Below are 26,276 nucleotides of genomic sequence, written 5' to 3'. Positions count from 1 at the left end.
GACGGCTCGTACAGCAAGAGCAACGACCTGCTGGGCGCGCAGTTCATCTACGCGTTCTGACGAGTGCGCGGCGGGAGGCGCGGGCTCACAACCCGCGCGCCGCCGCGCGCATTTCCCTGTACGCTTTCCCTATGCTCAAATTCGCCAATCAGCCTCATGCGCCGTCGTGGTACGCGGCAACGGTCAACGACACGATTCACCACCCCGCCCTGCAAGGCACGCTGGATGCCGACGTCTGCGTGATCGGCGCGGGTCTCACGGGAGTTTCGGCGGCGCTCAATCTCGCCGAACGCGGCTATCGGGTCGCGGTCCTCGAGGCGTCGAAAGTCGGATGGGCCGCTAGCGGACGCAATGGCGGCCAGTTGATCGGCGGCTTCGCGTGCGGCATGGATACGTTCGCGCAATTCATGAACGAGGGCGAGGTCAAGCAGATCTGGGCGATGGGCCTCGAAACGCTCGACATCGTGAAGTCGCGCGTGGCAAAGCACAAGATCGATTGCGCGCTCACGCCGGGCTACTTCACCGCAGCGAACAAGCCGCGCGACGTGGACGAGCTCAAGCGCTGGCGCGATGAAGCGGCAAAGCGCTTCGGCTACGAACGGTTCCGTTATGTCGATGGCGCCGGCGTGGGCCACTACGTGAAATCGGCACGCTATCCGGGCGGACTCTACGATCCCGATAGCGGGCATCTGCATCCGCTCAACTACACGCTCGGGCTTGCGCGCGCGGCGCGCGAGGCGGGCGTGCAGATCTTCGAAGACAGCGCGGTCACGCGCATTCGCGACGAGCATGGCGGCCATGCGATCGAAACGGCGCAGGGCCAGGTGCGCGCGAAGTTCGTCGTGCTCGCGTGCAACACCTGGCTCGGCGCGCTTGCGCCGCAACTCGCGCGCAAGATCATGCCTGTGGGCACCTATGTGATCGCGACCGAACCGCTCGGCGCCGCGCGCATGGCGACGCTGATGCCGGCGCAGGCCGCCGTCTGCGATAGCCGCTTTGTGCTCGACTACTTCCGACCCGCGCCCGACACGCGCCTGTTGTGGGGCGGCAAGGTGAGCTATTCGAAGCTGGCGCCGCGCAACCTGGGCGAGGCGATGCGCAACGACATGCTCAAGACTTTCCCGCAGCTCGCCGACGTGAAGGTCGAATACGCGTGGGGCGGCTTCGTCGACATCACGATGAACCGCGCGCCGCACTTCGGCCGCCTCTCGCCCACCGTCTATTTCGCGCAGGGCTTTTCGGGGCACGGCGTGAATACCACCGGCCTCGCCGGCACGCTGATCGCCGACGCGATTCACGGCCAGGCCGCACGCTTCGACCTGTTCGGGAAGATCCGTCACCGCGACTTCCCCGGCGGCGCTACACTGCGAACCCCGGCTCTCGTGCTCGCGATGGCCTGGTATCGAATGAAGGATCTGCTCTGATGACACTCGACCTCGACGCCCAGGCGGACGTGCTCACCCGCCACTCGTACTACGAAGCCACCGCCACGCGCCCCGCCGCCGACGATCCCGTGCTCGAAGGCACGATCGACGCCGACGTGTGCGTGATCGGCGCGGGCTTCGCGGGCCTCTCGGTGGCGCTGGAGTGCCGCGCACGCGGGCTCTCGGTCGTGGTGCTCGACGCGCATCGGCCCGGCTGGGGTGCGTCCGGGCGCAACGGCGGACAGACGCTCGTGGGCTTCGCAAAAGACGAAGTGCTCGAAAAGCAGCTTGGCGAAGCGGGCATTCGCGCGGCATGGGCGCTGTCCATCGAGGGCGTGGCGCTGGTGCGCGAGCGCATCGCGCGCTACGGCATCGACTGCGATTTCACGCCGGGCTATGTGACGGTCGCGACCAAACCGAAGCGCGTACCCGACCTGCGCGCATGGATGGACGCCGCGCGCACGCGCTGGGGCTACGACAAGCTCGAATGGCTCGACACGGATGGCACACGCGCACGCGTGAATTCGCAGAGCTATCTGGCGGGCGTCTACGATCCCGTCTCGGGGCACCTGCATCCGCTCAAATACTGTCTGGGTCTGGCCGATGCCGCGCGCAAGGAAGGCGCTCAGCTATTTGCGCACTCGCGCGCGCTCGACGTGGTGCGCGGCGCGCGGCCGGTCGTGAAAACCGTGCGCGGCGAGGTGCGCTGCCGCTTCGTGGTGTCGTGCTGCAATGCGGCCCCGGGCGGCGTGCTGCCCGCGCCCGTGGCCGCGCGTATCGCGCGCATTGCGTCGTACATCATCGCGACCGAGCCGCTCGGACGCGCTCGCGCCGATGCGCTGATTCCCGGCCGCTCGGCCATTTGCGACAACAACTTCTTTCTCGACTACTTCCGCCTTTCCGCTGACGACCGCCTGCTGTTCGGCGGCCGCGCCGATTCGACGGGCGCCGCGCCCGCGCAACTCACCGAGGCCATGAAGCAGCGCATGACCGGCGTATTCCCGCAACTCGAAGGCGTGAGCGTGGAATACGCGTGGGGCGGCTTCGTGGACGTCACGCGCAATCGCGCGCCCGACTTCGGCGCCGTCGATCCGAATTATTACTATGTGCAGGGCTTTTCGGGGCACGGCGTGGCGCTCACGGGCATCGCCGGGCGCGTGGTCGCGCAGGCCATCGCGGGCGAGCGAGCATCGTTCGATCTGTTTTCGCGCGTGCGCCATGCGCGTTTCCCCGGCGGCCCCGCATGGCGCAGACCCGCGCTCGAGATCGGCATGATGTATCACCGGGTGATGGAGATGTTCTGAAGGACCACTCAGCAATCCTGCGTGGCACACTAAAGCATCGCCCTCAACACCCCCGCCAGCGTCGCCATGAGCGCATCCGACGCCTCCGGCGTGGCCTCTGCATAGCCGAGCAGGAAGCCGTTGTATCGCACTGGCTCGCGGCCATCGGGGCCGTCGAGGCAAAACGCGCTGAGCGGCGAAAGCGCGAGGCCGTGCGAGCGCGCCGCCTCGCTCACGGCCACGTCGGTGAGCGGCGCGTCCAGACGCACGCTCAGGTGCATGCCGCCCGCGTCGGCGGACACCGTGATGAGCCCCGCCAGATGCTTCTCGATCGCGGCCACGAGGCCATCGCGCCGCGTTTCGTAGAGCTTGCGCATGCGGCGCAGATGCCGCGCATAGCGGCCGCTTTCGATGAAATCCGCCAGCGCGGCCTGCTCGGCCACGCGGCCCTGGCGCATGAGCGTGCGATGCGCCGTCGCCACCTGCGCCACCACCTGGCGCGGCACGATCATGAAGCCGATGCGCAACGCCGGAAAGAGCGTCTTGCTGAAGGTGCCGAGATAGATCACGGGCGTGTCGTCCGCGAGGCCCTGGATCGACGGCAGCGGCGGGCCGTCGTGGCGCAGCTCGCTGTCGTAATCGTCTTCGATGATCCAAGCGCCGCACGCGCGCGCGTGTTCGATCAGCGCGAGCCGCCGCTCGAGGCTCAGCACGCAGCCGAGCGGATATTGATGCGAGGGCGTGAGATACACGAGACGCGGCGGCGCCTCGCGCCAGTCCTCTTCGCGCGCGGCCATGCCCGCGGCGTCCACGGGCACCGGCACCAGCGTGAGCCCCGCCGCCTGCATATTCACGCGCGCGCCCATATAGCCGGGATTCTCGATCCAGACGCGCTCGCCCGCGTCCGCGAAAAAGCGCGCGCAAAGGTCGAGACTCGTTTGCGTGCCGTCCGTGATGAACACCTGGTCAGGCCGGCAGCGCACGCCGCGCGAGACGCGCACGTATTGCGCGATGGCGTGGCGCAACGCCGGCAGGCCCGCGCTGTCGCCATAGCCAAGTTCGCTCGCGTCCACCTCGCGCATGGCGCGCTCGAGCGCCGTGCGCCACTGCGCGAGCGGAAAGGCGTCGAGCGCGGGCGTGCCGGGCCGCAGCGCCGTTGCCGCGTCGCCCGACGCGCGGCGCGGCGGCAGCTCGCGCACGCGGCGCGAGAGCAGGCGCGCGGTGTCTTCGCGCGGCTCCGCGCGCGCGGCCGGCTGCGCAGCCGCGGGCTTCACGTGGTTGACGATGGAGCCATGGCGCGTGGCCGTGACAAAACCCTCCTCCACCAGCCGCTCATACGCGTAGAGCACCGAATTGCGCGCGATGCCAAGCTCCTCGGCCAGCGTGCGGCTCGAAGCGAGGCGCGTGCCGCAGACGATATCGCCGTCGAGAATCGCGCGGCGCAAGCTCTCGTAGAGCAAGTCCTGTTGCGTGAGGCGTCGCGACGCGCTCGCGCGCGCACGGCGCTCGTAAGCCGACATCATCAGCGCGTAGTCCAATCTCGTGGCTCCATGTTTTGTGGCTTGAGTGGGACTAACAATGGTGCCACAAAACGCTTACGCTGATGCCTGTCTTCGAGTGGAGAATGCCATGGAGATTACGCCCACCGCCGCAAGCGGCGCACAAACGGCGCCTCGCCGCCGTCACGCCGGCACGCGCACGGCGTGGGCGATCGTCATCGCGCTTGGGCTTGTGGCGCTGGCGTACTGGCGTGCGGACCCGGCTGCGCTGGCGCGCGAAGCGTACCGCGCCTGTGCGGGCGACGCCGCGAGCGCCTTGCACGCCCAGGATGCAAGGCGCCGCGAGCAGGCACTCGAAACACTGACCGATTGCGCGGCAAAGCGTTGACACTAGCGCGTCGGCGCCGATACGAACACACGAAACCAAGGAGAACGAATTTGAGCACGACGATCCACGTACGCCCCGTCACGCCTGCGGACTACGACGCATGGCGCCCGCTCTGGGACGGCTATAACCGCTTCTACGGCCGCTTCGGCCCGACCGCGCTGCCCGAGGCGCTCACGCAGACCACATGGATGCGCTTCTTCGACGGCTACGAGCCCATGCACGCGTTCGTCGCGCTGCAAGGCGAGCGCGTGGTCGGCCTCGTGCACTTCCTCTATCACCGCAGCACCACGCTCGACGGCCCGATCTGCTATCTGCAGGATCTCTTCACGAGCGAGGACGCGCGCGGCAAGGGCGTGGGCCGCGCGCTGATCGAAGCGGTCTATGCGCACGCGAAGGCTTCGAACTCCGCGCGCGTCTACTGGCACACTCACGAGACCAATCACACGGCGATGCGCCTTTACGACGGCGTCGCCGAAAAGCCGGGCTTCGTCATGTACCGCAAGAACGTGTGAGGCGCGTGCGGTCTCAACGGAGGTCGCTCAAGAGCGATTCGCGCACCTCGCCGCCGATGACCTGGTCCGGCACGCGATAGTTCGGATGATCGGAGCCGATCGTGAGGGCAGCGCCCTCGCGCAGGCGCTTTTTCATCTCCGGCGTGAGCTCGAAGCGCACGAAGTGCACAGCCGAGGTTTTCTCGGCATTGTCGCGCTCGAGGTCTTCGTCGGCGATGGCGTAGACGGGCGGCTCGCCGTCCACCTGCAGAAATACACGGTCCTCGATGCCGATGAGCCGCCCAAGCGCCGCACGCCGCTCGATCTCGTTTTCGTACTCGATCTGCAGGGTCGCCTTCAGGTTGCTGCCGTCCGGCACGAGCGGCAGATAGGCGTCGAGCTCGCCCTGGATGCCCTCTTCGTCGAAGATCTTCTCGATGTGCAGCATCTCCTGGATCTGATAGCGGATCGTCGCTTCGTCTTCGAAGAGAAAGGTGAGGTGATTGCCCAGCGCCACGGCCCGGCGCTTCTTGTGCTCGATGATGCGGTTGCGCATCTCGGTGCGCTGCTTTGCATAGGTTTCCAGCGAGAGCAGCGAATTTCTTGCGATCGTCATCAAGTGTGCCTCATGCGTGAGTAATTCGGCCCGACCCGATACGCCGGAGCCAATTTACATGGTTATCCTCATCAAATTCCGTAAGCGCGGCGCAGCAGCGTGAGCGGATGCGCAAGCGGCGGGCCGCCCTGCGCGTTGCCGAGCTTGTTCTCGTCGATACCCTGTTCGATGTGATGCCCCGCGAGCTGGCAATCGGAGGAGATGAAATCGGGCTCGCCCTGCGCCATTTGCTTGAACACGGGCGTGCCGATCTTCATCGCCATCGCGTGAAATTCCTTCTTCACGCCGAACGTACCCGCGTGCCCCGAGCAGCGCTCAACCACGTTGACCTTGGTTTCGGGCACGAGCGAGAGCAGGTCGGAGGTCTTGCGGCCGATGTTCTGCACGCGCGCGTGGCATGGCACGTGATACGAGACGTTGCCCAGCGGCGTGCGGAAATCGGTTTTGAGCAGGCCGTCGCGATTGCGCGCCACGAAGTACTCGAACGGGTCCCAGAACGCTTCGCTCACCGCGCGCGTGTCGGCGTCGTCGGGAAACATCAGCGGCAGCTCGTGCTTGTACATCAGCACGCAGCTCGGCACCGCGCCAAGCAGCGCGTAGCCCTGGCGCGCGTACTGCGCGAGCACCGGCATGTTCACGGCCTGTTTCTTCGCCACGCCCTCCAGGTTGCCCTGTTCGAGCAGCGGCATGCCGCAGCACGCCTCGCTCTTCATCAGCACGTAGGGAATGGCGTTGTGATCGAGCACCGCCAGCAGATCGTGGCCGATGCCTGGCTCGTTGAAGTTCACGTAGCAGGTGGCGTAGATCGCGACCTTGCCCGGCGTGCGCTCGCCGTCGCGCACCTCGCTGGCCGCAGCCTTGCGCGCCGCGCTGCGGAACTTGCGCGTGGCAAACGACGGCAGCCACGCGTGGCGGTCCACGCCGAGCGCATCTTCCATCACGGCGCGCATCGCCTTGGTGCCGTTCACGGCGTTGACGGTTTGGGTAACCACCGGGATGCCCGCGAGATGGCCGAGCGCGTCGGTGTTCGAGAGCACGCGGTCGCGCAACTGCACCTCGCCGTTGCGGTAGTGAATGGCCTTCGCGCGCAGCATCAGATGCGGGAAATCCACGTTCCACGGATGCGGCGGCACATAGGGGCACTTCGTCATGTAGCAGAGGTCGCACAGATAGCACTGGTCGACCACTTTCGGAAATTGGGCCTTGTCGACGTCGTGGGCTTCGCCGCTATCGGTTTCGTCGACGAGATCGAAGAGCGCGGGAAACGCGCCGCACAGCGAGACGCATCGCCGGCAGCCCGCGCAGATGTCGAATACGCGGGCGAGCTCGGTATCGAGTTGCGCCTGGTCGTAGAACGCGTCGGATCGCCAGTCGAGCGGGTGGCGAGTCGGCGCTTCGAGACTGCCTTCCTTGTGGGGCATGACGTCTCCAGTTCTAGTTGTTTCTTCTGGTTATAAGGGAGCGTTCGCGCGACGACACGCGCGAGCGCACGCGCGCGGGCGCTTGCCGCGCGCGGCGTGCAGGCGCCCGCGCGAATGCCCGCGCAGGCCGTATGCGGCCGGCCCTAGTCGGCCAGCACTTCCAGTGCTTTCGTATAGCGGTTCGCGTGGCTGCGCTCGGCCTTGGCGAGCGTCTCGAACCAGTTGGCAATTTCGTCGAAGCCTTCGTCGCGCGCGACTTTGGCCATGCCCGGGTACATGTCGGTGTATTCGTGCGTTTCACCCGCGATCGCCGACTGCAGGTTCAGGCGCGAGCTGCCGAAGGGCAGGCCCGTGGCCGGATCGCCGACGGCTTCCAGATACTCGAGGTGGCCGTGCGCGTGGCCGGTTTCGCCTTCGGCGGTCGAGCGGAACAGCGCGGCGACGTCGTTCTGGCCTTCCACGTCGGCCTTGGCCGCGAAATAGAGGTAGCGGCGGTTCGCCTGCGATTCGCCTGCGAAGGCGTCCTTGAGATTTTGTTCCGTCTTCGAGCCTTTGAGCTGTGCCATCTATGCCTCCTTCAATCTTCCGGATTTGGGGGGACGCGGCGCTGCGCATCTTCGTGCGGTGCAGCAGAACATGAGTGCGGACTACGCCGCTCTATCAATCTAGGAAATGTCCTTTGCGTTCCCAATTGTGATTTTCAATCCCGCCGATAGCCCGTCGCCCAACCGGCCGGTCGGCCGCCCGGGCGACGCCGTGCCGCACGCGCGGGAACCCTTATGTGGCCAGCGCATACGGCGGACCTGTCTCAATATATGTATAAACGCCTTGAACCCGGTTCCAATCGTCCTACACTAAGACTTCGGCCAGATTCGCGCGCCCCGCCCGGCGCGCCCATTCGACGCCCTTTCGGAGCTCACATGCGATTGACCATTTTGATCAACGGCCCTGACCCGACCGTCAACCATGACTACGCCGTGCTTTGGCTCGACACTGACCAGCAACGCTGGTCGCGCGAGTCGCACGAAGGCATCGACCTCCCTGCCTGGGGCGAGATGCGCGATGCAAACGGTGTAACGGCGCTGTGCGCGCCGCTCGACAATTCCCCCCTCTGCACCCTGCGCGGCCTTCACGTGAACCGCCGCCAGGAAATCAGCTCGGCACACGGCGACGCCACGTGGTCGTGCGAGACATCGCACGAGCCGATGGAAGGTCAATGGCGTCTGCAGGCCGTGGACCGGAAGATGGTCCACGCCGAAAACGCGCTGTTCGCAGGCTAACGGCGCCGCGCCAGGCCGGCGCGCTTATTCATTCCGTCCCTCTTCCCATGATGCGGCGTCGCCATTACGGCGGCGCCGCTTTGTTTTGGCTCGCGCGCTTTGAACGCACGCGCGGCGCGTGAGTGAGCGCTCGCATTGCCGGCGCCCGTCGTCGGCATGCGCTGGCGTCATCGCAATCGGCGTCTCGATCGGCGTCTGAGTCGGCGTCTCGATCGGCATTCCATGCGGCCTCTGCTCGATGTGGCCGTGCGCGATCGCGCCCGCTATACTTTCACGCCCTTTCATGTCCTTTCAGGAACACGACAATGCGCGCGCGACACGCGCGTCTTGTGCGCTCCCTGGCCATTCCCGACTCGCCGATTTGCCGAATTTGCCGATGAAGAAGCTGTTAGCCTGCCTTGCCATGGCCCTTGCCGGCCATGCGTTCGCCGCACCCGCCGCACCCGCCGCGCCCGCCTGTGCCCAGTTCGTTCCCGAAGGCCAGTTCCCCACGCTGACCAACCAGCGCATGGCGCCGAAGACGCACATGCTCTGTTATTCCGATTACGTGGTGCTGCACTCGGGCGTCACGCACGGGCCGCTCTGGTCGGCGGAGCACATCACGCGCGATCACCTCGAAGCCGCGAAGGACATGACGCGCACGAACCGCTTCTTCGAAGACGACCGCTTGCCCGAAGGCGATGGCGCGACGCTCGCCGATTACAAGCGCAGCGGCTTCGACCGCGGCCACATGAGTCCCGCGGGCAACCGCTGGAACCCGCAGGCCATGGCCGAATCGTTCTCGCTCGCGAACGTGGTGCCGCAGAACCGCGAGAACAATCAGCGCCTGTGGTCGCATATCGAAACGGCGGTGCGCAAGCTCGCGACGAAGTACGGCGACGCCTATGTCGTGACCGGCCCGCTCTTTTCGGGCGCGCAGTTGCAAACGATCGGCGCGTCGCGCGTGCTGGTGCCCACGCAGATTTTCAAGGTGGTGTACGTGCCCTCGCAGCAGCTCGCGTTCGCCATCGTGGCCGACAACGCGAGCGCCGATCGCTACGAGGTCCGCTCGGTGCGCGATCTCGAAGCGCAAAGCGGCATTGCGTTCCCGGGCATTCCCGCGAACGTGGCCGCGCAAACGAAGGTGTCGTTCAACGGCCGAGCGTTTGCCGTGCGCAAATGGGGGTGGTAGAAATCGGCGAGAGCGAGGGCAAGGCGAGGCGCGACACACTCGCGCGCCGCGCCCGCATGACCTCGATGATCTAAGCGCCCCCCGCCACTACAAATCCAGCCGCGAGACCTTCGAGCCTTCGAGCGAGGCGCCGGCCATCAGGCCGGCGTTGGTGAGCACGAAGGCCTCGATCGGATTGACGGCCGTGGACGAATCGACCTGACCGTTCACGCCCATCTTCACGAGCGCGACGGAGGCGTCCGCCCCCACCTTCCAGCCGCTGCTGCGCTTGAAGCGTTCGACGGCGCCCTGGGTCATGAAGGCGTAGTAAATGGCGCGTGACTGCGCACCGATCTGGAAGCCGAACGAGCCGGCCGTCGTGCTGAAATAGCCTACCGTGCGGCCGCCGGCACGCAACGCGCCGCGGCCGTACTGGCCGCCCACGCCAATGGCCGCGCCGACCACGTCGGGAAACACGAGCACGGCGCTGGACTTGCCGATCAGCTCGCGCGAGCCCTTCACCGTGCCATAGAGGCGCTCGAGTGCCGCATCGACATCGGCATCGATCTCGCGGCGCCGGCGAGCGTTCTCTTGTGCGGCTTCGGCGGTGTTGCCGCTGCTGCCGGAACCTGTCACCGTGCAGGCGCTCAGCGCCGGGAGTCCCGCCAGCGCCGCCAGCGAAGCGGCGGCGCTGCCGCCGGCCGCAAGAAATTGTCTTCTGTTCATTTTGCTTCGCACTCCCATTCAACTACGGCTGCTTGCGCGGCAGTTGCGCGACTGGATCAACGGGCTTGCCGTTCTCGCGCACTTCGAAGAGCAGCGCGCCCACGCCCGTGGCGTCCGCGCCGCTCGTGGCGATCTGCTGGCCCAGCTTCACGGTTTCGCCCTCCTTCACGAGCAGCCTGCCGTTGCGGCCATAGGCGGTGATCAGGTGCGCGTCGTGCTTGACGATGACGAGCTTGCCGTAGCCCTTCATGCCGCTACCCGCGTACATCACGCGGCCTGCGGCGGCGGCCTTCACGGGCGCGCCCGGCGCGCACGCGATGACGATGCTGCGCGACTTGCCCGCCGCGAACGGCGTGACGACGCTACCGCTCACCGGCCAGGCGAGGCGGGCGTTGGCGCGCGCAGCAGCGGCCGGCGCGGGCGTGTTCGAGGCCGAAGGCGCGGTGGCGGACGGCGTTGAGGGAGAACGCGCGGTAGAAGAAGGCGCAGCAGCAGGCGCCGATGAGACGGACGCCGCGGGCGCCGTTGCCGGGGCCGCAGAGGAAGCGGTCGCCGCCACGCCTTTCGCCGCTGCCGTTGCCGCTGCCGTTGCGGGCACGGATGCAGGCAGCTTCGCCGGCTCTTTCGCCGGGGGGGCCACGCGCAGCAGTTGCCCCACCTTCACCGCGCCCGAGGCAGGCAGCTTGTTCCAGGCGGCGATATCGGCGGCGCGTTGCTTGTGGGAGGCGGCGATGCGGTTGAGCGTATCGCCGGCCTTGACGCGATAAAAATCGGCGCTGGCGCTGGACGCAGGCACCTCGGCAACGACGACCGGAGCCTGTGTCTCGATCGGCGTTTCGGTTGGGGTAGTCGATGACGCAGCGGCCCCACCGTCGGCAACTGGCACGTCTTCGCCTCGTTGCGCGGACGAGTGCCACGGCGTGACCGTGCAGGCGCCCAGCATCGAGACAGCCGCCGCGGCGATCGCCAGTGCGCATGCGCGCTGCGCAAGCGGTAAACGCAGAGTCCGCATCGTCAGACTCGCTGGCCGGCCGCGTGGGTCGCGCCCGCCTCGTGCGGCTTCGCTTCGGCGCGCGAGGCTTGCGCCCGAGCGCGCGGGTCGCCGCAACCGTTCGTGGCAACCCTGTCGCCGGCCAGCGGCGACGCCTGGCGGTTGAGTTGCATGCGTGCCTCGACTGCGGCCACGGCGACGGCAATGCCGGCGCCCTTGTCTAGAATTCCCATGACGCGCTCCTTGTTCGACCTGCTGGGATGCCTGCGCCGCGCGGCGCAGGTGCGTCATGATCATGGGTTTGCCGCGAAGTGCAGCAGATTCGCGTGCCGGTTCTGATTCACGTCAAAGTGAACGGCGTGCGGCACGGCACCCGTAACGCGGGTTTCACATTCACGCGCGCCGGATTCGGAATGCGCCGGGTTTTGGGAAGACAATTGATGACGTGGCGGCCCGCTTCTTATAATGCGAGCCCGCGCGGCACGGCCTCGTGCCGCGGCGCATCACGCTCAAGGAGGAACTCAAGGTGTTCGACGCATACGCAAACGACGACGACGTCCTGAACGTACAAGGCGACGCGCTCACGCTCACCAACGGCACCACGCGCGTAACGCTCTCGGGCACGCTCGCGCTCACGCGCGACAAGCGCGGCCTCGCCGCCGCGCTCGCGCTGAAGGCGGCGCTCGACAGCGTGGTCGCGAAACTGCAGGCCGATCCGCACCTGCCCGCGCTGGTCAAGGAAGAGCCGGACGCGAAGCCCGGCGTCGTCGACAATCCGTTTAACTGATCGCCGCGCCAGCGGGTCACCGCGTTGCAGCCGGCGACCCGCCAAGCCGTGCTAGAACGGCTTGCCTTCGCTCGTCTTCCACGCGGGCATGAGCGTGTTGGACGGCAGCGTTTCGTCGAGCAGCTTCTTCGCGCTCGCGGCGCCCGCGATGGGGAGGCCAGTCGGATCGATGGCGCCGATCTGCGCGAGCACCGAAGCTTGATCCCAATAGATGTGCTCGTTATAGAGCTTGCTGCCGCGAAAGCAGATCACGGCCAGCATCGGCACTTCGAAGTACTTGCCGGTGGGGGCGAGGCCCGGCAGCAGCCAGTCGATCTCGCGGTCGTGCGTGCAGCAGAAGATGAACTCGTCCACCACGCGGTCCGAGCCGATCGTGCGCGAGATCGGGATCAGGCGCGTATCGGCGGGATTCGAATGCACGAAGTGGTGCGTGTAGAAACGCTTGAGCTCGTCGTGGCCCACGCCGCCCGTCATCGTCGGGATGTGGTTGACGTAGGGCTGCGCGACCATCGTCGGCATGACGTCGTCGGGCGTGCGCGTGACGAATTCGTGGTAGCAGTGCTCCTCCCACAGCGCGTTGAAGTCGTAGATGGGGCCGAGCACGCGGCGCAGCATGGCGAGCGAGCGCGAGTACGCCATCATCGCCGCCGGTTTGTCGTATTGGGGCCGCGAGGGCGCGGCGAACGCGTGATCGCAGCCGGGATACGTGTAAAGCTCGACGCCCGGCTTGCCCGCCAGCGCCGCTTCGATGCGCTCGCGCGTGGCGGCGTCGCACCAGCGGTCAATCGCGCCGAAGTGCAGCATGAGCGGGCAGCGGATCGTATCGGCTTCGTTCAAATAGTTTTCGAGTCCCACGGCGTAATAGCCGATCGCGCAATCGACATCGGTGCGCGCCGCCGCCAGGTACGCGAGCCGGCCGCCCAGGCAGTACCCGAGCGCGCCCACCTTGCCGCGCTGTGAAGGATGCGCGCGCAGCGCGGCCAGCGTCTGTGCGACGTCGTCCATCGCGAGGTCGACGTCGAAGCGGTCGTGCAAGTCGAGCGCCTTCGCCATGTCGGCGCCCTCGTAGCCCAGGTCGACGCCGGGCTCCAGGCGCCAGAAGAGGTCCGGCACCATCACCACGTAGCCTTCTTCCGCGTAACGATCGGCCAGCGCGCGCATGGATGCGTTCACGCCGAAGATCTCCTGCAGCAGCACGAGGCCCGGGCCGCTGCCTTCGGGCGGCAGCGCCGTGTAGGCGCGGAATTCGCTGCCGTCGCGCGACTTCACCTCGGTCCATTGTCCGTTCATGAGCTTGTCTCCTTGTCTTCTTGCGCTCGGCTGCTCGTCGGGATCGACGGGTAAGCGGTTTCGCCGGCGGCGCGCAGCGTCTGCGGGCCCGTTCACACGAAAGAGAGCCTAGGCCGGCGCGCCAAAACCGCCCGCGGCCGCGAGCGGCGGCAACCCCGATTCGCCGCGTATCCACGCGTGATTCGCGAGCTGGGCCATTTCGCGGTCGCCGCGGCTGTCGCCATAGGCGTAGAGCGTGGCGGGCGCGCGCTCGCCCCACCATGCGCGCAGCCGGGCGACCTTTTCCGGGCCCCAGCAATTGCGGCCCGCAAGCCGCCCAGTGTAGACCCCATCGCGCCATTCCAGCTCGCTCGCGAGCACCGTGCCGATGCCCACGCTCGGTGCCCACTTGCGCAGATACACCGAAGGCGATGCGCTCACGAGCACCACCTCGTGGCCGAGCGCCTGGTGCTCGCGGATGCGCGCGAGCATCTCGGGGCGCAGCAAGCTGGGCAGGCGCGTGTCGACGAAGCGCTGCGCGGCGGCTTCGAGCGCCTCGCGGCGCACCGGGCCGAGCGCGGCGTACAGGAAGCGCGCCTTGGTGCGGCCCCGGTCGGCCCAGCCGGGCGCGATGCCGGCGAGCCACGGCAGGCAGCGCAGCGCGGCGAGCGCGAAGCGGGTGCTGCCGGCGGCATCGAGCATGAAGGCGCGGAAGCTATCGGACGTGGTGATGGTGCCGTCGAAATCGAAGGCGGCTACGACGCGGTCGTTCATGAGGCGGGACACGGAAAGCGCCACGGTCAGCGGCGTGAGGTTAGGGGTAGCGCGGCACGCGCGCACTCGAGCAAGGCCGGCAGCGCAAGCCCGATGCAAGCCGGCGTCATTGTCGGCGCAAACGGCGCACTGCCGCAATGGCGCGGCGACTCGCCCACGCCCATAGCCACGCTTCATGTATCGATGTTGATGCTATCGATCAATATCGATACATGCGATCGAGGCGCGGCACGATGCGGGCGCACTGCCGCCCGGCCCTGCCTCATTGCGCGGCACGCCACGTGGCTCACGGGGTGGCTTCACTGCGCGTGCTGTTCGAGCCGCGCCGCATCGACGATTTCGATTTCGCCGTAGCGCAGCGCCACGAGGCCGTCCCGTTCGAACTGGCGCAGGATCTGGTTCACCGTCTGGCGCGAAAGCGCGAGCATGAGCGCCAGGTCCTCCTGGGGCACGCGCACCACGCCCATCTTGTGCGCCACATCGTGGCCGCTCTCGCGGCCCGCCTGCCCATAGCCCGTGGCCAGCAACAGCAGACGCCGCGCCACGCGTGGCGCCGCGGGCAGAAGCGCATTCTCCTCGATGGCGTCGAACGCAAGCCGCAGCTTTTGTGCGAGCAGCAGACCGAACGCGTGCCACCAGGCAGGCGTGGCGTCCAGCAGCGCCGCCAGCGCCGCGCGCGGGACGTGAAAGAGCATGGCGTCGCGCTCGGCATAGGCATCGTGCGTGCGCACGCCCGCATCGAATAGCGCAATCTCGCCAAACCATTGCGCCGGCCCGACCACGGCCAGCAACGCCTCGCGTCCGGCCGCGCTCGCGGCCCCCACGCGCATCGCCCCTTCGAGCACGCAATAGATGCCGTCGGCGGGGTCGCCGCGCAGGAACAGGCGCTCGCCCGCGCACAGGGTGCGCACGCGGCCCGCTGCGCGCAAGCTGGCGCGCAGCGCCTCGGGCGCACCGGCGAACCATGCGCTGCGCTCCAGCAGTGCCGTCACCGCGGACACGGAGGGCGAGGCGGCGCCGGGGAGCGCGTCGACGGAGGCGGGGGAGGCAGCAGAGACGGGACGTGAGGTCATCGAAGGTTTGGGCGCGGCACAGGCGGAACCCATACGCGCATCGGCGAAAAATGATTGCAAGCGGATGGCAAGCGCGCCATTGCGCCGACTACACCCTGACTACACCAATTGTCGGCTAGCCGAAGGTCTTGGGCGCTGCGTCCCGGGATCATAATCATTTTGGAGACAGGGAGGCATCCATGAGAAACCTGACCGAGCAGCTCACCCAATACGCCGAATACCATCGCGATGCCCGCAATATCGCCACGCACTTCGTCGGCATTCCGATGATCGTGCTCGCGCTCGCCGTGCTGCTTTCGCGGCCCGCCTGGGTGGGGGTCGCCGCGTGGCCGCTGCATGGCGTGCCGCTCTCGCCCGCTTGGTTGCTGTTCGGCGCCACGACGCTCTACTACCTCAGGCTCGACGTGCCGCTCGGCCTCATGATGGCCGCCATCTCGGCGGCCTGCCTCGGGTTCGGCGCGTGGCTCGCGCAGCAAGGCACGGCGGCCTGGCTCGCGGGCGGCATCGGGCTGTTCGTGGTGGGGTGGATCTTCCAGTTCGTCGGGCACATTGCGTGGGAGCACCGCAAGCCCGCTTTTGCCGATGATCTGATCGGCCTCGTCGTCGGCCCGCTCTTCGTGCTCGCCGAAGCGCTGTTCGGCCTCGGCTGGCGCCCGGCCCTGCGCGCGGCCATCGAGGCCAAGGCCGGACCGACGCGCATCAATCCCTCACGCGGGCATGCGGCCCGGCACTGAGCCTCGCTGAGTCCTCGCGCATCACGCTGGCCGCTCAGGGAGCATGAAGCCGTCCCTGCGCGTGGTCCGGGTGGCGCGAGCGGCCCGCACCTAGCGCGCGAGCCTCACGAGCCGCGCGCCATGAAACGCCGTCAACGCGACGGCAATCCAGATCGGCACATAGGTCCCCAGCTCGCGCAGCCCAAAAGGCTCGCGCAGCAGCACGACGGAGACGAGCACGAGCAGCACCGGCTCGACATAGCCGAGGATGCCGAAGAGTGCCATCGGCAGCAGGCGGCTCGCCTTCAGATAGCACGCGAGCGCCACCGTGCTCAGCACGCCGAGCCCCGGCAGCAGCACCCAGGCCAGCAGCGCATGCGCGCCGAGCAGCTTCAGCGAGCCGCCCGCGTGCACCTCGATGGCGGCCACGGGCAGCAGCAGGGCCATTTCGACCGAGAAGGTCACGAGCGAATCCGCGTGAATCTTGCGGCGCAATACGAAGTACGGCGGATAGCCGAGCGCGACGAGCAGCGTCGGCCACGAAAACGCGTGCGTCACCCACAACTCGTGCGCGACGCCCACGGCGGCGCACGCCACGGCAATCCATTGCAGCGCTTCGAGCCGCTCGTGGTAGTAGTAGCGCCCCACCAGCACCATGACGAGCGGCAGCATGAAATAGCCGAGCGACACTTCCAGCAGGCGGCCGTGCAGCGGCGCCCAGAGGAACACCCAGAGCTGCATGCCGAGCAGCGCGGCGCTGCCCACCAGCATGAGCGCGACGCGCGGCTCCTTGAACGCGCGCGCCACCAGTTGCGCGAGTTGCGGCGCGCGCGAGCGCAGGAGTACCAGCGCGAGCGCGCCTGGCGCGGTCCAGATCACGCGCCAGGCGAAGATGTCGAGCCCGCCAAGCGGCGCGAGCAGCAGGGTATACGCCGACATCAGCGCGAACAGCGTGGACGCGCTCACGGAAAGCGTGATGCCGCGCTTGGGCTCGTAGGTATTCACCGACATGTCGAGGCGCCGCGCGGGTGGGAGCAAGCCGGGACGCAAGTGCGCGCGCGAAAGGCAAACGGCGCGGCGAGCCGCGTGGTGGCGGTCTTCATGAAAAGTCCCGGAGGGGCTGGAAAGAACGTTGTCATTTGAATCGGTTATTGAATAAAAGGCGGCTCGCGAAGCGGCGCTGCCAGCCAGAATTTTAATGCGCCGCACGCCCCGCTGGTACGGCGGGCACGGGCGATGCTGGCACAGCCGGCGCGGCGAGATCCGCGATTTAGTCCGTGAATTGCTTGCCGCGATGGACTAGAACGTAAATCTTGCTGCGGAGTCTCCCGATGGCCGTGGCGCGCGCGAAGCAGGCATTCGGCGCACCGGCGGCCTGCCGTCCAACCACACTGCAACCCAGTTGCATGAGGCGAGAGCGAGGCGTTTTGCACTAACTCTGGCCGACCGCGAAGCATGGGGCCAGAGTAAGAGCTCTGCATGGGACCGGAGTAAGTGCTAAAGCACTAACTCCGGTCGACAGCTAAAGCGCTAACTCTGGCCGACAGGAGAGCGAATGACCCGATCTGCGTCCCGCACCACGCTGCAGCCGAATGCCCCTTCCGGCTTTGCTGCCGAATTTGCCGCCGCAGTCCGCGCGGGCCTCACTCACGCGCCGCAAAAAGAGCTGCCGTCGAAGTATCTGTATGACGAAGTCGGCTCGGCGCTGTTCGAGGTGATCACGGTGCTGCCCGAATACGGCGTCACGCGCGCCGAGGAACGCCTGCTCACGCGCTACGCCGCCGAAATCGTCGAGGCGCTGCCGGCCGACGTCGTCGTCGCCGAACTCGGCAGCGGCAGTGGCCGCAAGACGCGCCGCATTCTCGAAGCGCTCTCGCGCAAGCGCCCCACCTCGCCCACTTCGTATTGCCCGATCGAGATCTCGCGCACCGCCTTGCAGCTGTGCCGGCGCGAACTGGCCGACATCGAGCGCATCTCCATCGTCGGCTATGAGCGCGACTATCTGGCCGGGCTCGCCGAGGTCAGCCGCCAGCGCAAGGACGGCGAGCGCCTTTGCGTGCTCTTTCTCGGCAGCACCATCGGCAATTTCGCGCGCCTCGCGGCCACGCGCTTTTTGCGCGACATCCGCGCGATGCTGCGACCGGGCGACACGCTCTTGCTCGGCACCGACCTCGTGAAGCCCGTGCCCACGCTGATAGCCGCCTACGACGACGCCATCGGCGCGACCGCGGCATTCAATCTGAACCTGCTCGCGCGCGTCAACCGCGAGCTCGACGGCGACTTCGACCTGCGCGACTTCGAGCACGTCGCGCGCTTCAATCCCGATGCGCGCAGCGTCGAGATGCATCTGCGCGCGAGACGCCATGTCAGCGCGCGGGTGGGCGCGGCGCGGCTCGCGGTCGAGCTCGAGGCCGGCGAGACCATCTGGACCGAGAGCAGCCACAAGTACCACGCCGACGAAATCCCCGCGATCGCAGCGGATGCGGGCTTCGAATGCGCGCGTCAGTGGGTCGAGACGGAATGGGGATTCGCGGAGAGCCTGCTGAGCGCGGTGTGAGCCGAGGCCAGGCTGGGCCCAGACCGCTGTTCAGGGCCGATGGGCTTTCGCACGCAAGGTAATCGAAACGTCAGGTAAACGGTCAGGCAAACAAAAAGCGGAGCGCTTTTTTCAGGGCGCTCCGCTTTTTTCCCGGTGGCAGCTTCAGTGCTGCTCGAAGCGCTCGTAGCGCTTCTCGGTGCGGCGCTCCTCGCTCTCCACCGAGATCACGCGCGCCGCGGGCGGGCCGTGGCGCAGCCACGAGAGCATGCGGTCCACCTGATTCGCCGTGCCCTGGATCACGGCCTCCACCGAGCCGTCCTCCAGATTGGTCACATAGCCGCGAATGCGCAGCGCGTGCGCCTGGCGCACCGTCGCGTGACGAAAGCCCACGCCCTGCACCGTTCCGCGCACGCGCACGTAATACGTCTCCAGGCGTGCATCCAGATCCGGTTCGCTCATCGTTCAATCTCCCTCTTCTCTTCCGGTGCATCCGGTACGCCAGGCATTGTAGACGTCATGGCGCACGGGCGTCGCCGTGCGCTCGCGCTCGCACGGCACGCAATCCGTGCGCCTCGTCCCTCGTCCCGCGTCCCTCGTCCCTCGTCCCGTGTCCCGTGTCCCGTGTCTCGTGTCTCGCTTCGCGCCCGCCTTATGCCCCACCCGCGCCGCAAGCCCGCCGCCGTTACTGCATCGCCGCGCCCCACGTACAATCCGTGCCACGCCAGCAGCGCGCACCGCGCGCCGCACCGACATCCGAACTGAAAAGCGAATTTCGAATGACCGACACCTCCCGCGCCAACAAGGACCTCGTGCTGATCACCGGCGCGTCCGGCTTCGTCGGCTCGGCCGTCGCCCGCATCGCGCAGGAAAAGGGCTATGCCGTGCGCGTGCTGGTGCGCGCGACGAGCCCGCGCAAGAATCTCGAGGCGCTCGACGCCGAAATCGTTACGGGCGACATGCGCGACGCCGCCTCGATGCGCCGCGCACTCGAAGGCGTGCGCTATCTCTTCCACGTGGCCGCCGACTATCGGCTGTGGGCGCCCGATCCGCACGAGATCGAGCGCGCCAATCTCGAAGGCGCCGAAGCCACCATGCGCGCCGCGCTCGACGCGGGCGTGGAGCGCATCGTCTACACGAGCAGCGTGGCCACGCTCAAGGTCACGAGCTCGGGCAATTCCGCCGACGAAACCTCGCCGCTCACGGCCGAGCAGGCGATTGGCGTGTACAAGCGCAGCAAGGTGCTCTCCGAGCGCGCCGTGGAGCGCATGATCGAGCGCGACGGCCTGCCCGCCGTGATCGTCAATCCGTCCACGCCGATCGGGCCGCGCGACGTGAAGCCCACGCCCACGGGCCGCATCATCGTGGAGGCGGCCACGGGCAAGATTCCCGCGTTCGTCGACACGGGCCTGAATCTCGTGCACGTGGACGACGTCGCGAACGGCCACTTCCTCGCGCTCGAGCGCGGGCGCATCGGCGAGCGCTATATCCTCGGCGGCGAGAACCTGCCGCTGCAGCAAATGCTCGGCGACATCGCGGGCATGGTGGGCCGCAAGCCGCCCACCATCGCGCTGCCGCGCTGGCCGCTCTACCCGCTCGCCATGGGCGCCGAGGCCGTGGCGCGCTTCACGAAGCGCGAGCCGTTCGTGACCGTCGACGCGCTCAAGATGTCGAAGAACAAGATGTATTTCACGTCGGCGAAGGCGGAGCGCGAGCTCGGCTACTGCGCGCGGCCCTATCGCGAGGGCCTCAAAGATGCGCTCGCGTGGTTCCGCGAGGCAGGGTATCTGGGCACGAAGTAAGCGCCGCGCGAGGCCGCTTTGTGCGGCGCGTGGCGCGTGCCCGATGGATCTGCGTCGTGGTAACCTGGACGACCGTCGCCGGCTGCCCAAGGGAACAACAACATGATTTCGCATGTTTTTGTAGGTGCTAACGACTTTGACCGTGCCTTCGAGTTCTATTCGGCCGTCATGAATGAACTGGGGCATCAATTGAAGTTCTGTGAGCCCGCCAAGCCATGGGCAGGCTGGATGGCCGAGGGCACGCCACGTCCGCTCTTCATTGTCGGCAGGCCATACGATGGCAACGCCGCGGCATGCGGAAACGGTCAAATGGTGGCGTTGCTTGCGCCTGACCGGCAATCAGTCGACAACGCGCACGCCAGCGCGCTGGCGAACGGCGGCTCGTGCGAAGGCGCACCCGGTTTGAGAACGCACTACCACCCGGACTATTACGGCGCGTATTTCCGGGATCCAGAGGGAAACAAGATTTGCGTGTGCTGTCACGCACCCGCTCCTAGGCAGGCTTTATAGGCGCTCTCAGACCCTGGCGCGCTACTGCTGCTCAATGCGAGAGCAAATTGTTACAACTTTTGTTGAGACCTGCTTACAACGCTGCGCGGGACAGCCGCGTGCGCTATGGGTAAAATCGCGGGTCTTATCAGAGAAGCCTCGCATGAATCTTCAAGACCAGATCGGCGCGCTCGAAGCGGGCGTCGATCAGCTTATTCAGGCCGCCAGCGCCGCCCTCGTGCCGCGCGCTGTCGTTGCAGCGGCTCCCGAACAGACCCACACCGCGGAGGTATCCGCACCGCAAGCGGCCACGCGACATGCCGAACTCGCGCCGCAGACGGCAGCCGTTGCGGCAGCGCATCCGCACGAGCCGCAGGCGGCTGTCGTCGAGACCGAAGCTGAAGCCGAAGTCGAAGCCGAGAGCGAAGCTGAAGCCGAAGCCGTCACGGCCGAAGTGACGACTGAAGTTGTGGCCGAAGTCACGCCCGAGGTGGCAACCGCTTCCGAACCGGTCGGCGCCGCGCAACCCGCGCACCCCGTGCAGGAAGCCGAAGCCCGCAACGTCACGCTGGAAGTCGGGCGGCCGTCGCAGAACGAGATCACGATGTCGATCGGCGGCCAGACGGTGTCGCTGCATCCGCTGCAGGTTGGCCAGCTGATCGAGGAACTCGCGAACGCGCGCGCCTCCATGCAGCCCGAGCCGCCGCCCGCGATTCCGCCCGGCTGGCGCTTCGCATCGACGAAGAATCCGATGATGGCCGTGCAGAAGCAGTCCAACGGCGACCGCTTGCTGGTGCTGCGGCACACGGGGCACGGCTGGGTGCCGTTCGTGTTCTCGCCTGACATGGTCGTGCAGATGTACATGATGTTGACGCAGCGTTAAGCTCCGGCGCGTCCGACAGCCGGGCGCTCAAGCAGCGCACGCACCAAAAGCAAAAGCCGCCGCGGTCGACCGCGGCGGCTTTTTTTTGCGTCCTGCGCGCGCCGTTGGAGGCCCGCGCGATGCCGCCTCAGCGCCCCTGCGCGGGCGCCTGCACGCGCGACTTCCACTGCCCGCCCTTGCCGCGCCAGAAGCGCCAGGCCGAAGCGAAGGTCGCGCCCACGTAGAACAGCGCGACGAGCGGCAGGAACGGCGCCCACAGCGGCGAGCGGCGATAGTACGCGAGCATCGGCGCGTAGGCGCAGCACATGAGCGCCCAGGCCACCCACGCGGGCCAGCCGAGCGGGCCGAGCACGAGCGCGACCACCGGCGGCGCGAGATAGATGACCGTCATGCCGACGATCGTGCCCGCGAGCTGCCATGCCGAGTAATGGAGCTGCGTGAACGCCGTGCGCGCGATCATGTTCCAGATGTCTTTCCACGAGTCGTACGGGCGCAGCGAGACGCTCTTCGCGGCCACGTCGAGACGGATCGGATGCCGCCCGTCGCCGCGATGCTTGATGCGCGCGGCAAGGCTGCAATCGTCGATGAGCTCGGCGCGGATCGACTCGATGCCGCCCGCCTCCTCCAGCGCCTTGCGGCGCACCAGCATGCAGCCGCCGGCCGCCGCCGCCGTCTTGTTGCGCGGATTGTTGACCCACGAGAACGGATAGAGCTTCGCGAAGAAGAACACGAACGCCGGGATCAGCGCCTTCTCCCAGAACGAGTCGCAGCGCAGGCGCACCATCAGCGAGACGAGGTCGCGCTTCTCCGCCTGCGCGCGCACCACGAGCTGCGCGAGGGCGTCGGGCGGGTGGCCGATATCGGCGTCCGTCAACAACAGGTAGTCGGCGTTCAGGCCCAGCGTGCGCACGGCCTCGATGCCCTGCGACTGCGCCCACACCTTGCCCGACCAGCCCGCGGGCAGCGGCTTGGCGCTCACCACGGTGAGCTTCTCCGGGCACTTCAGTGCAAGCGCGGCGGCGCGCGCGGCTTCGGCAGTGCCGTCGGTGCTGTGGTCGTCGATCACGATGACGTGAAACTCGCCGCCGTAGTCCTGCTCGAGCAGCGACGTGACGGCCTCGCCGATCGCGTCCGCCTCGTTGCGCGCCGGCACCACGGCGCACGCCGCCGGCCAGCCCGCCGCGGGCTCGACCAGCGGCAGCGGCGCGGCGGGACGCGCGCGCCAGAAGCCGCCGCGGCCGAACAGCAGGACGAGCCAGATCACAAGCGATAGGCAGGACACGGCAAAGAAAATTGTTGTCATCATGCGTTGTTACTCTCGATCGAAGGCATGCGCGCACCCACGCGGCGCGACAGCCACATGGCCGCCGTGCGCATCAGCACCACGGCCCAGTCGGCGGCGCCCAGCCGGGGCCGCGCGCGAAATACGTCGTAGTCCGCCCGCTCGATGACTTCGAGCATGCGCAGGCCGCCGTGCACAACGCTGCATAGCTCGAGGCCAAAGCGGCCCGGCACACGCAGCGCGAGCGGCGCGCCGCTCACCATGAGCGCGCGCGCCTGCGCCACTTCGTGCTGCATCAGCGCGCGCCAGGCGCCATCCACCTTGCCCGCGGCGATCTGCGCCTCGCTCACCTTCGTGCGCTCGCGGTCGGCCTGCGGGAGATAGATGCGGCCCCGTTTCCAGTCGGCGGGCACATCCTGCAAGAAGGTGATGAGCTGCAAGGCCGTGCAGATGGCGTCCGAATCCGCGAGGTTCTCGGGCGTGGCCTCGTCGATCAAATGCAACATCAGGTGACCGATCGGGTTCGCCGAGCGGCGGCAGAAGTCGAGCAGCTCGAAACGGTCGGCGTAGCGGGTGGTGTCGATGTCCTGATCGAACGCCGACACCAGGTCGTAGAACGGCTGCAGCGGCAGCCGGCACTGGACCATCACCTTCGCGAGCTTCGCGAACAGCGCGGGATGCACAGGCGCGAGACGGCCTTGCGCCACGGCGTCGAGCCCGGCGCGAAAGTCGGCGAGGCGCAGGTGGCGCTCCTCGGCGCTCCAGTCGCCTTCGTCGGCAATGTCATCGAGGGTGCGCGCGACATGGTAGATCACGCCGACAGGCGCTCTGAGCGCCTTCGGCAGCAAAATGCGCGCTACCGGAAAATCGTCGTATTGATCGGGTTCCATGAAGCGTCCAGAATGGGGTCGGTCCCGCAAGGCGCAATGCGGCCTGGTACGGGGGACGTTAGTTTAAGGGTTCCCGCACCGTGTTGCACTGCGCGATACCCCGAAGACTGTCACAGGTTGTTTCGCCTGCAACCCCGCTGCCGGAACGCCGCAAAAATGGGGCCGATTTTGGGGCCGATTCCGATTGGCGTCGCGTGCGCGCCGCACCTTCCCGTTCGTCACGCAGCAAAGCGGCGGCGAAGGGGTTAGAATGCGCGTCTGGCTTTTTCCGCCCCCTTCTGGCGGATGCATGCAGATATCAGCACTTTATTAATATGATGGTCGCGGCGAACGGGTCTTTTACGGCGCTTTCGGAGTCCGCGGCAGTCGGAGTTCGCCACCTTATGCGAGTCATCCTTGCCCAACCCCGCGGCTTTTGTGCGGGGGTCGTCCGCGCGATCGAGATCGTCGACCGCGCATTGCAGAAGCACGGCGCGCCCGTCTACGTGCGCCATGAGATCGTCCACAATCGCCACGTGGTCGAGAACCTGCGCGACAAGGGCGCGCGTTTCGTGGAAGAGCTCGACGAAGTGCCCGAGGGCGCGGTCGCCATTTTCAGCGCGCACGGCGTCGCCAAGACCGTCGAGCGCGCCGCCGAGGAACGCAGCCTCGACGTGCTGGACGCCACCTGTCCGCTCGTCACCAAGGTGCACGTGCAGGGCCGCCAGTACGTCGGGGCGGGCCGCACGCTGATCCTGATCGGCCATGCCGGTCACCCGGAAGTGGAAGGCACGATCGGCCAGATTCCCGGCACCGTGCTGCTGGTGCAGAGCGAGGCGGACGTGGCGAAGCTCGACTTGCCGCTCGACGCGCCGCTCGCGTACGTGACGCAAACCACCCTTTCGGTGGACGACACACGCGGCATCATCGACGCGCTGGTCAAGCGCTTCTCCAACATCGTCGGGCCGGACACGCGTGACATCTGCTATGCCACGCAGAACCGTCAGGCCGCGGTGCGCGAGCTCTCCACGCAAGTGCAAGTGCTGCTGGTCGTGGGCGCGACGAACAGCTCGAACTCGAATCGCCTGCGCGAGATCGGCAGCGAAACGGGGGTGCCGAGCTACCTCGTGGCGGACGGCTCGGAAGTGAAGGCCGAGTGGTTCGCCAACGTGCAAACCGTCGGCATCACGGCCGGCGCATCGGCGCCCGAGGAAATGGTGGAAAACGTGATCGACGCGCTGCGCGCGTTGGGGCCTGTCGAGGTGTCGACGATGGCGGGCCAGGAAGAAAAAGTCGAATTCAAGCTGCCGTCGAAGCTCTTGCAACCGCTCGTCGCACGCGAAGTTTAAGGAGGACACGCTTTGTCTATTCCGCTGCTACAAAAAGTCCGCGTTGGCTCGTACATCTTTCGCCAGCATTTCAGCGGCAACAAGCGCTATCCGCTCGCGCTCATGCTCGAGCCGCTGTTCCGCTGCAACCTCGCCTGCAATGGCTGCGGCAAGATCGACTATCCGGATCCCATCCTGAACCAGCGCCTGTCGCTGGCAGAGTGCCTCGAAGCCGTCGATGAGTGCGGCGCGCCCGTGGTCTCGATCGCCGGCGGCGAGCCGCTCCTGCACAAGGAAATGCCGCAGATCGTCAAGGGCATCATGGCGCGCAAGAAGTTCGTGTATCTGTGCACGAACGCGCTGCTCATGGAAAAGAAGATGGACGACTACGAGCCGAACCCGTACTTCGTCTGGTCGGTGCACCTCGACGGCGACCGCGAAACGCATGACCACATGGTTTCGCAGGAAGGCACCTACGACAAGGCTGTCGCGGCCATCAAGGAAGCCAAGCGCCGCGGTTTCCGCGTGAACATCAACTGCACGCTGTTCAACGACGCCGTGCCCGAGCGCGTGGCGAAGTTCTTCGACACGGTCGGCGATATCGGCGTCGATGGCATCACGGTCTCGCCGGGCTATGCCTACGAGCGCGCGCCGGACCAGCAGCACTTCCTGAATCGCGAGAAGACCAAGAACCTGTTCCGCGAGATCTTCAAGCGCGGCAACAACGGCAAGAAGTGGTCGTTCAGCCAGTCGAGTCTGTTCCTCGACTTCCTCGCGGGCAACCAGACCTACGAATGCACGCCGTGGGGCAACCCGGCGCGCACGGTGTTCGGCTGGCAAAAGCCCTGCTACCTGGTCGGCGAAGGCTATGTGAAGACCTTCAAGGAGCTGATGGAAACCACCGACTGGGACAAGTACGGCACGGGCAAGTACGAGAAGTGCGCGAACTGCATGGTTCACTGCGGCTTCGAGGCCACCGCCGTGCTGGACACGGTCGCGCATCCGCTCAAGGCCATGAAGATCGCGATGAGCGGCCCGAAGACCGAAGGCGCGTTTGCCAAGGACATCCCGCTCGACCGCCAGCGTCCGGCCGAGTACGTGTTCTCGCGTCACGTCGAGATCAAGCTCGAAGAGATCAAGAACGCGGCCAAGACCAAAAAGGCTGCGACCGTCGCGGCAGGCTAAGCGGCCCAGGCCGCCTC

General features: G+C 67.0%; 28 protein-coding genes. 14 read left to right on the top strand and 14 right to left on the bottom strand.

The annotated features are described in order from the left end of the window. Positions 1-131 precede the first annotated feature (131 nt). Positions 132-1,424 (top strand): NAD(P)/FAD-dependent oxidoreductase, encoded by a 1,293-nt coding sequence (locus EYW47_RS22320; RefSeq protein ID WP_165976648.1) that lies wholly within the window; start codon positions 132-134, stop codon positions 1,422-1,424. Continuing rightward, entirely contained in the window at positions 1,424-2,728 is a 1,305-nt protein-coding gene (locus tag EYW47_RS22315; RefSeq protein WP_133196993.1) for an NAD(P)/FAD-dependent oxidoreductase, read from the top strand. Before EYW47_RS22320 ends, EYW47_RS22315 begins: the two co-directional genes overlap by 1 nt. Positions 2,729-2,757: 29 nt before the next feature. On the opposite strand, the gene pdxR is transcribed toward EYW47_RS22315, so the two are convergent. Then, entirely contained in the window at positions 2,758-4,245 is a 1,488-nt protein-coding gene (gene pdxR / locus EYW47_RS22310; protein ID WP_133196992.1) for a MocR-like pyridoxine biosynthesis transcription factor PdxR, read from the bottom strand. A 91-nt stretch (positions 4,246-4,336) separates the two neighbouring features. Between pdxR and EYW47_RS22305 the strand changes: the two genes are divergently transcribed. Both EYW47_RS22305 and EYW47_RS22300 read left to right on the top strand, forming a co-directional pair. Further along, entirely contained in the window at positions 4,337-4,594 is a 258-nt protein-coding gene (locus EYW47_RS22305; protein ID WP_133196991.1) for a hypothetical protein, read from the top strand. 50 nt (positions 4,595-4,644) lie between these two features. Next, a complete protein-coding gene (locus EYW47_RS22300) occupies positions 4,645-5,106 on the top strand; it encodes a GNAT family N-acetyltransferase (RefSeq protein ID WP_133196990.1) in 462 nt (153 codons plus the stop codon). 13 nt (positions 5,107-5,119) lie between these two features. Here EYW47_RS22300 and EYW47_RS22295 read toward each other — a convergent pair whose 3' ends face one another. From EYW47_RS22295 to EYW47_RS22285, 3 genes are all read right to left on the bottom strand, one after another. Next, positions 5,120-5,701, bottom strand: a complete 582-nt coding sequence (locus EYW47_RS22295; protein ID WP_133196989.1) for a DUF3501 family protein — start codon at positions 5,699-5,701, stop codon at positions 5,120-5,122. Between the two features lie 71 nt (positions 5,702-5,772). After that, positions 5,773-7,122 carry a heterodisulfide reductase-related iron-sulfur binding cluster gene (locus tag EYW47_RS22290; protein WP_133196988.1) on the bottom strand — a complete coding sequence of 450 codons (1,350 nt, stop codon included), beginning with the start codon at positions 7,120-7,122 and terminating at the stop codon, positions 5,773-5,775. A 143-nt stretch (positions 7,123-7,265) separates the two neighbouring features. After that, complete coding sequence (locus tag EYW47_RS22285) at positions 7,266-7,688, bottom strand: rubrerythrin family protein (RefSeq protein ID WP_028218209.1); 423 nt, start codon at positions 7,686-7,688, stop codon at positions 7,266-7,268. 354 nt (positions 7,689-8,042) lie between these two features. Here EYW47_RS22285 and EYW47_RS22280 point away from each other — a divergent pair, with 354 nt between their 5' ends. Both EYW47_RS22280 and EYW47_RS22275 read left to right on the top strand, forming a co-directional pair. After that, positions 8,043-8,402, top strand: a complete 360-nt coding sequence (locus EYW47_RS22280; protein WP_133196987.1) for a DUF3564 domain-containing protein — start codon at positions 8,043-8,045, stop codon at positions 8,400-8,402. Between the two features lie 376 nt (positions 8,403-8,778). Further along, the gene (locus EYW47_RS22275) at positions 8,779-9,573 is read left to right on the top strand and encodes a DNA/RNA non-specific endonuclease (RefSeq protein WP_133196986.1); all 795 of its coding nucleotides are present in this window, start codon (positions 8,779-8,781) and stop codon (positions 9,571-9,573) included. A gap of 87 nt (positions 9,574-9,660) precedes the next feature. On the opposite strand, the gene EYW47_RS22270 is transcribed toward EYW47_RS22275, so the two are convergent. The 3 genes from EYW47_RS22270 to EYW47_RS40980 are packed head-to-tail and all read right to left on the bottom strand — an operon-like array spanning position 9,661 to position 11,502. Next, on the bottom strand, positions 9,661-10,278 hold the full coding sequence (locus tag EYW47_RS22270) for a BPSL1445 family SYLF domain-containing lipoprotein (protein ID WP_133196985.1): 618 nt from the start codon (positions 10,276-10,278) through the stop codon (positions 9,661-9,663). 22 nt (positions 10,279-10,300) lie between these two features. Next, on the bottom strand, positions 10,301-11,290 hold the full coding sequence (locus EYW47_RS22265; protein ID WP_165976647.1) for a peptidoglycan DD-metalloendopeptidase family protein: 990 nt from the start codon (positions 11,288-11,290) through the stop codon (positions 10,301-10,303). Between the two features lie 2 nt (positions 11,291-11,292). Beyond that, positions 11,293-11,502 (bottom strand): hypothetical protein, encoded by a 210-nt coding sequence (locus EYW47_RS40980; RefSeq protein WP_165976646.1) that lies wholly within the window; start codon positions 11,500-11,502, stop codon positions 11,293-11,295. A gap of 293 nt (positions 11,503-11,795) precedes the next feature. Between EYW47_RS40980 and EYW47_RS22260 the strand changes: the two genes are divergently transcribed. Next, complete coding sequence (locus EYW47_RS22260) at positions 11,796-12,056, top strand: hypothetical protein (protein ID WP_133197023.1); 261 nt, start codon at positions 11,796-11,798, stop codon at positions 12,054-12,056. Positions 12,057-12,107: 51 nt separating this feature from the next. Here EYW47_RS22260 and EYW47_RS22255 read toward each other — a convergent pair whose 3' ends face one another. The 3 genes from EYW47_RS22255 to EYW47_RS22245 form a co-directional block, all read right to left on the bottom strand. Further along, positions 12,108-13,346, bottom strand: coding sequence for a dienelactone hydrolase family protein (locus EYW47_RS22255; protein ID WP_133196983.1), 1,239 nt, complete (start codon positions 13,344-13,346; stop codon positions 12,108-12,110). Positions 13,347-13,454: 108 nt separating this feature from the next. Beyond that, on the bottom strand, positions 13,455-14,099 hold the full coding sequence (locus EYW47_RS22250) for an HAD family hydrolase (RefSeq protein WP_133197022.1): 645 nt from the start codon (positions 14,097-14,099) through the stop codon (positions 13,455-13,457). Between the two features lie 299 nt (positions 14,100-14,398). Further along, a complete protein-coding gene (locus EYW47_RS22245; protein WP_133196982.1) occupies positions 14,399-15,172 on the bottom strand; it encodes a Crp/Fnr family transcriptional regulator in 774 nt (257 codons plus the stop codon). A 179-nt stretch (positions 15,173-15,351) separates the two neighbouring features. Here EYW47_RS22245 and EYW47_RS22240 point away from each other — a divergent pair, with 179 nt between their 5' ends. After that, complete coding sequence (locus EYW47_RS22240; RefSeq protein WP_133196981.1) at positions 15,352-15,906, top strand: Mpo1 family 2-hydroxy fatty acid dioxygenase; 555 nt, start codon at positions 15,352-15,354, stop codon at positions 15,904-15,906. A 90-nt stretch (positions 15,907-15,996) separates the two neighbouring features. Here EYW47_RS22240 and rarD read toward each other — a convergent pair whose 3' ends face one another. Then, positions 15,997-16,896: an EamA family transporter RarD gene (gene rarD, locus EYW47_RS22235; protein ID WP_205710122.1), complete on the bottom strand. Its 900-nt coding sequence runs from the start codon at positions 16,894-16,896 to the stop codon at positions 15,997-15,999. Between the two features lie 544 nt (positions 16,897-17,440). On the opposite strand from rarD, the gene egtD reads away from it, so the two are divergent. Next, positions 17,441-18,442: an L-histidine N(alpha)-methyltransferase gene (egtD, locus tag EYW47_RS22230; RefSeq protein ID WP_133196980.1), complete on the top strand. Its 1,002-nt coding sequence runs from the start codon at positions 17,441-17,443 to the stop codon at positions 18,440-18,442. A gap of 144 nt (positions 18,443-18,586) precedes the next feature. On the opposite strand, the gene EYW47_RS22225 is transcribed toward egtD, so the two are convergent. Then, positions 18,587-18,883: an acylphosphatase gene (locus EYW47_RS22225; protein ID WP_133196979.1), complete on the bottom strand. Its 297-nt coding sequence runs from the start codon at positions 18,881-18,883 to the stop codon at positions 18,587-18,589. Between the two features lie 317 nt (positions 18,884-19,200). On the opposite strand from EYW47_RS22225, the gene hpnA reads away from it, so the two are divergent. The 3 genes from hpnA (at position 19,201) to EYW47_RS22210 (ending at position 21,595) form a co-directional block, all read left to right on the top strand. Then, positions 19,201-20,223 carry a hopanoid-associated sugar epimerase gene (gene hpnA / locus EYW47_RS22220; RefSeq protein ID WP_133196978.1) on the top strand — a complete coding sequence of 341 codons (1,023 nt, stop codon included), beginning with the start codon at positions 19,201-19,203 and terminating at the stop codon, positions 20,221-20,223. A 102-nt stretch (positions 20,224-20,325) separates the two neighbouring features. Then, on the top strand, positions 20,326-20,733 hold the full coding sequence (locus EYW47_RS22215) for a VOC family protein (protein ID WP_133196977.1): 408 nt from the start codon (positions 20,326-20,328) through the stop codon (positions 20,731-20,733). Positions 20,734-20,875: 142 nt separating this feature from the next. Further along, positions 20,876-21,595 carry a hypothetical protein gene (locus tag EYW47_RS22210; RefSeq protein ID WP_133196976.1) on the top strand — a complete coding sequence of 240 codons (720 nt, stop codon included), beginning with the start codon at positions 20,876-20,878 and terminating at the stop codon, positions 21,593-21,595. A 127-nt stretch (positions 21,596-21,722) separates the two neighbouring features. On the opposite strand, the gene EYW47_RS22205 is transcribed toward EYW47_RS22210, so the two are convergent. Both EYW47_RS22205 and hpnC read right to left on the bottom strand, forming a co-directional pair. Continuing rightward, positions 21,723-22,901 carry a glycosyltransferase gene (locus EYW47_RS22205; RefSeq protein WP_133196975.1) on the bottom strand — a complete coding sequence of 393 codons (1,179 nt, stop codon included), beginning with the start codon at positions 22,899-22,901 and terminating at the stop codon, positions 21,723-21,725. Then, on the bottom strand, positions 22,898-23,767 hold the full coding sequence (gene hpnC, locus EYW47_RS22200; protein ID WP_133196974.1) for a squalene synthase HpnC: 870 nt from the start codon (positions 23,765-23,767) through the stop codon (positions 22,898-22,900). Before hpnC ends, EYW47_RS22205 begins: the two co-directional genes overlap by 4 nt. A 383-nt stretch (positions 23,768-24,150) precedes the next feature. Here hpnC and ispH point away from each other — a divergent pair, with 383 nt between their 5' ends. Both ispH and hpnH read left to right on the top strand, forming a co-directional pair. Beyond that, positions 24,151-25,095 (top strand): 4-hydroxy-3-methylbut-2-enyl diphosphate reductase, encoded by a 945-nt coding sequence (gene ispH / locus EYW47_RS22195; RefSeq protein WP_133196973.1) that lies wholly within the window; start codon positions 24,151-24,153, stop codon positions 25,093-25,095. A gap of 12 nt (positions 25,096-25,107) precedes the next feature. Continuing rightward, a complete protein-coding gene (hpnH, locus tag EYW47_RS22190; RefSeq protein WP_133196972.1) occupies positions 25,108-26,259 on the top strand; it encodes an adenosyl-hopene transferase HpnH in 1,152 nt (383 codons plus the stop codon). The last annotated feature ends 17 nt before the right edge of the window (positions 26,260-26,276 follow it).

It is taken from the genome of Paraburkholderia silviterrae (genome assembly GCF_004353915.1).
GTDB lineage: Bacteria > Pseudomonadota > Gammaproteobacteria > Burkholderiales > Burkholderiaceae > Paraburkholderia > Paraburkholderia silviterrae.
Note: the sequence above shows the minus strand (reverse complement) of the source record. Positions and strands in the feature narration are given on the sequence as shown.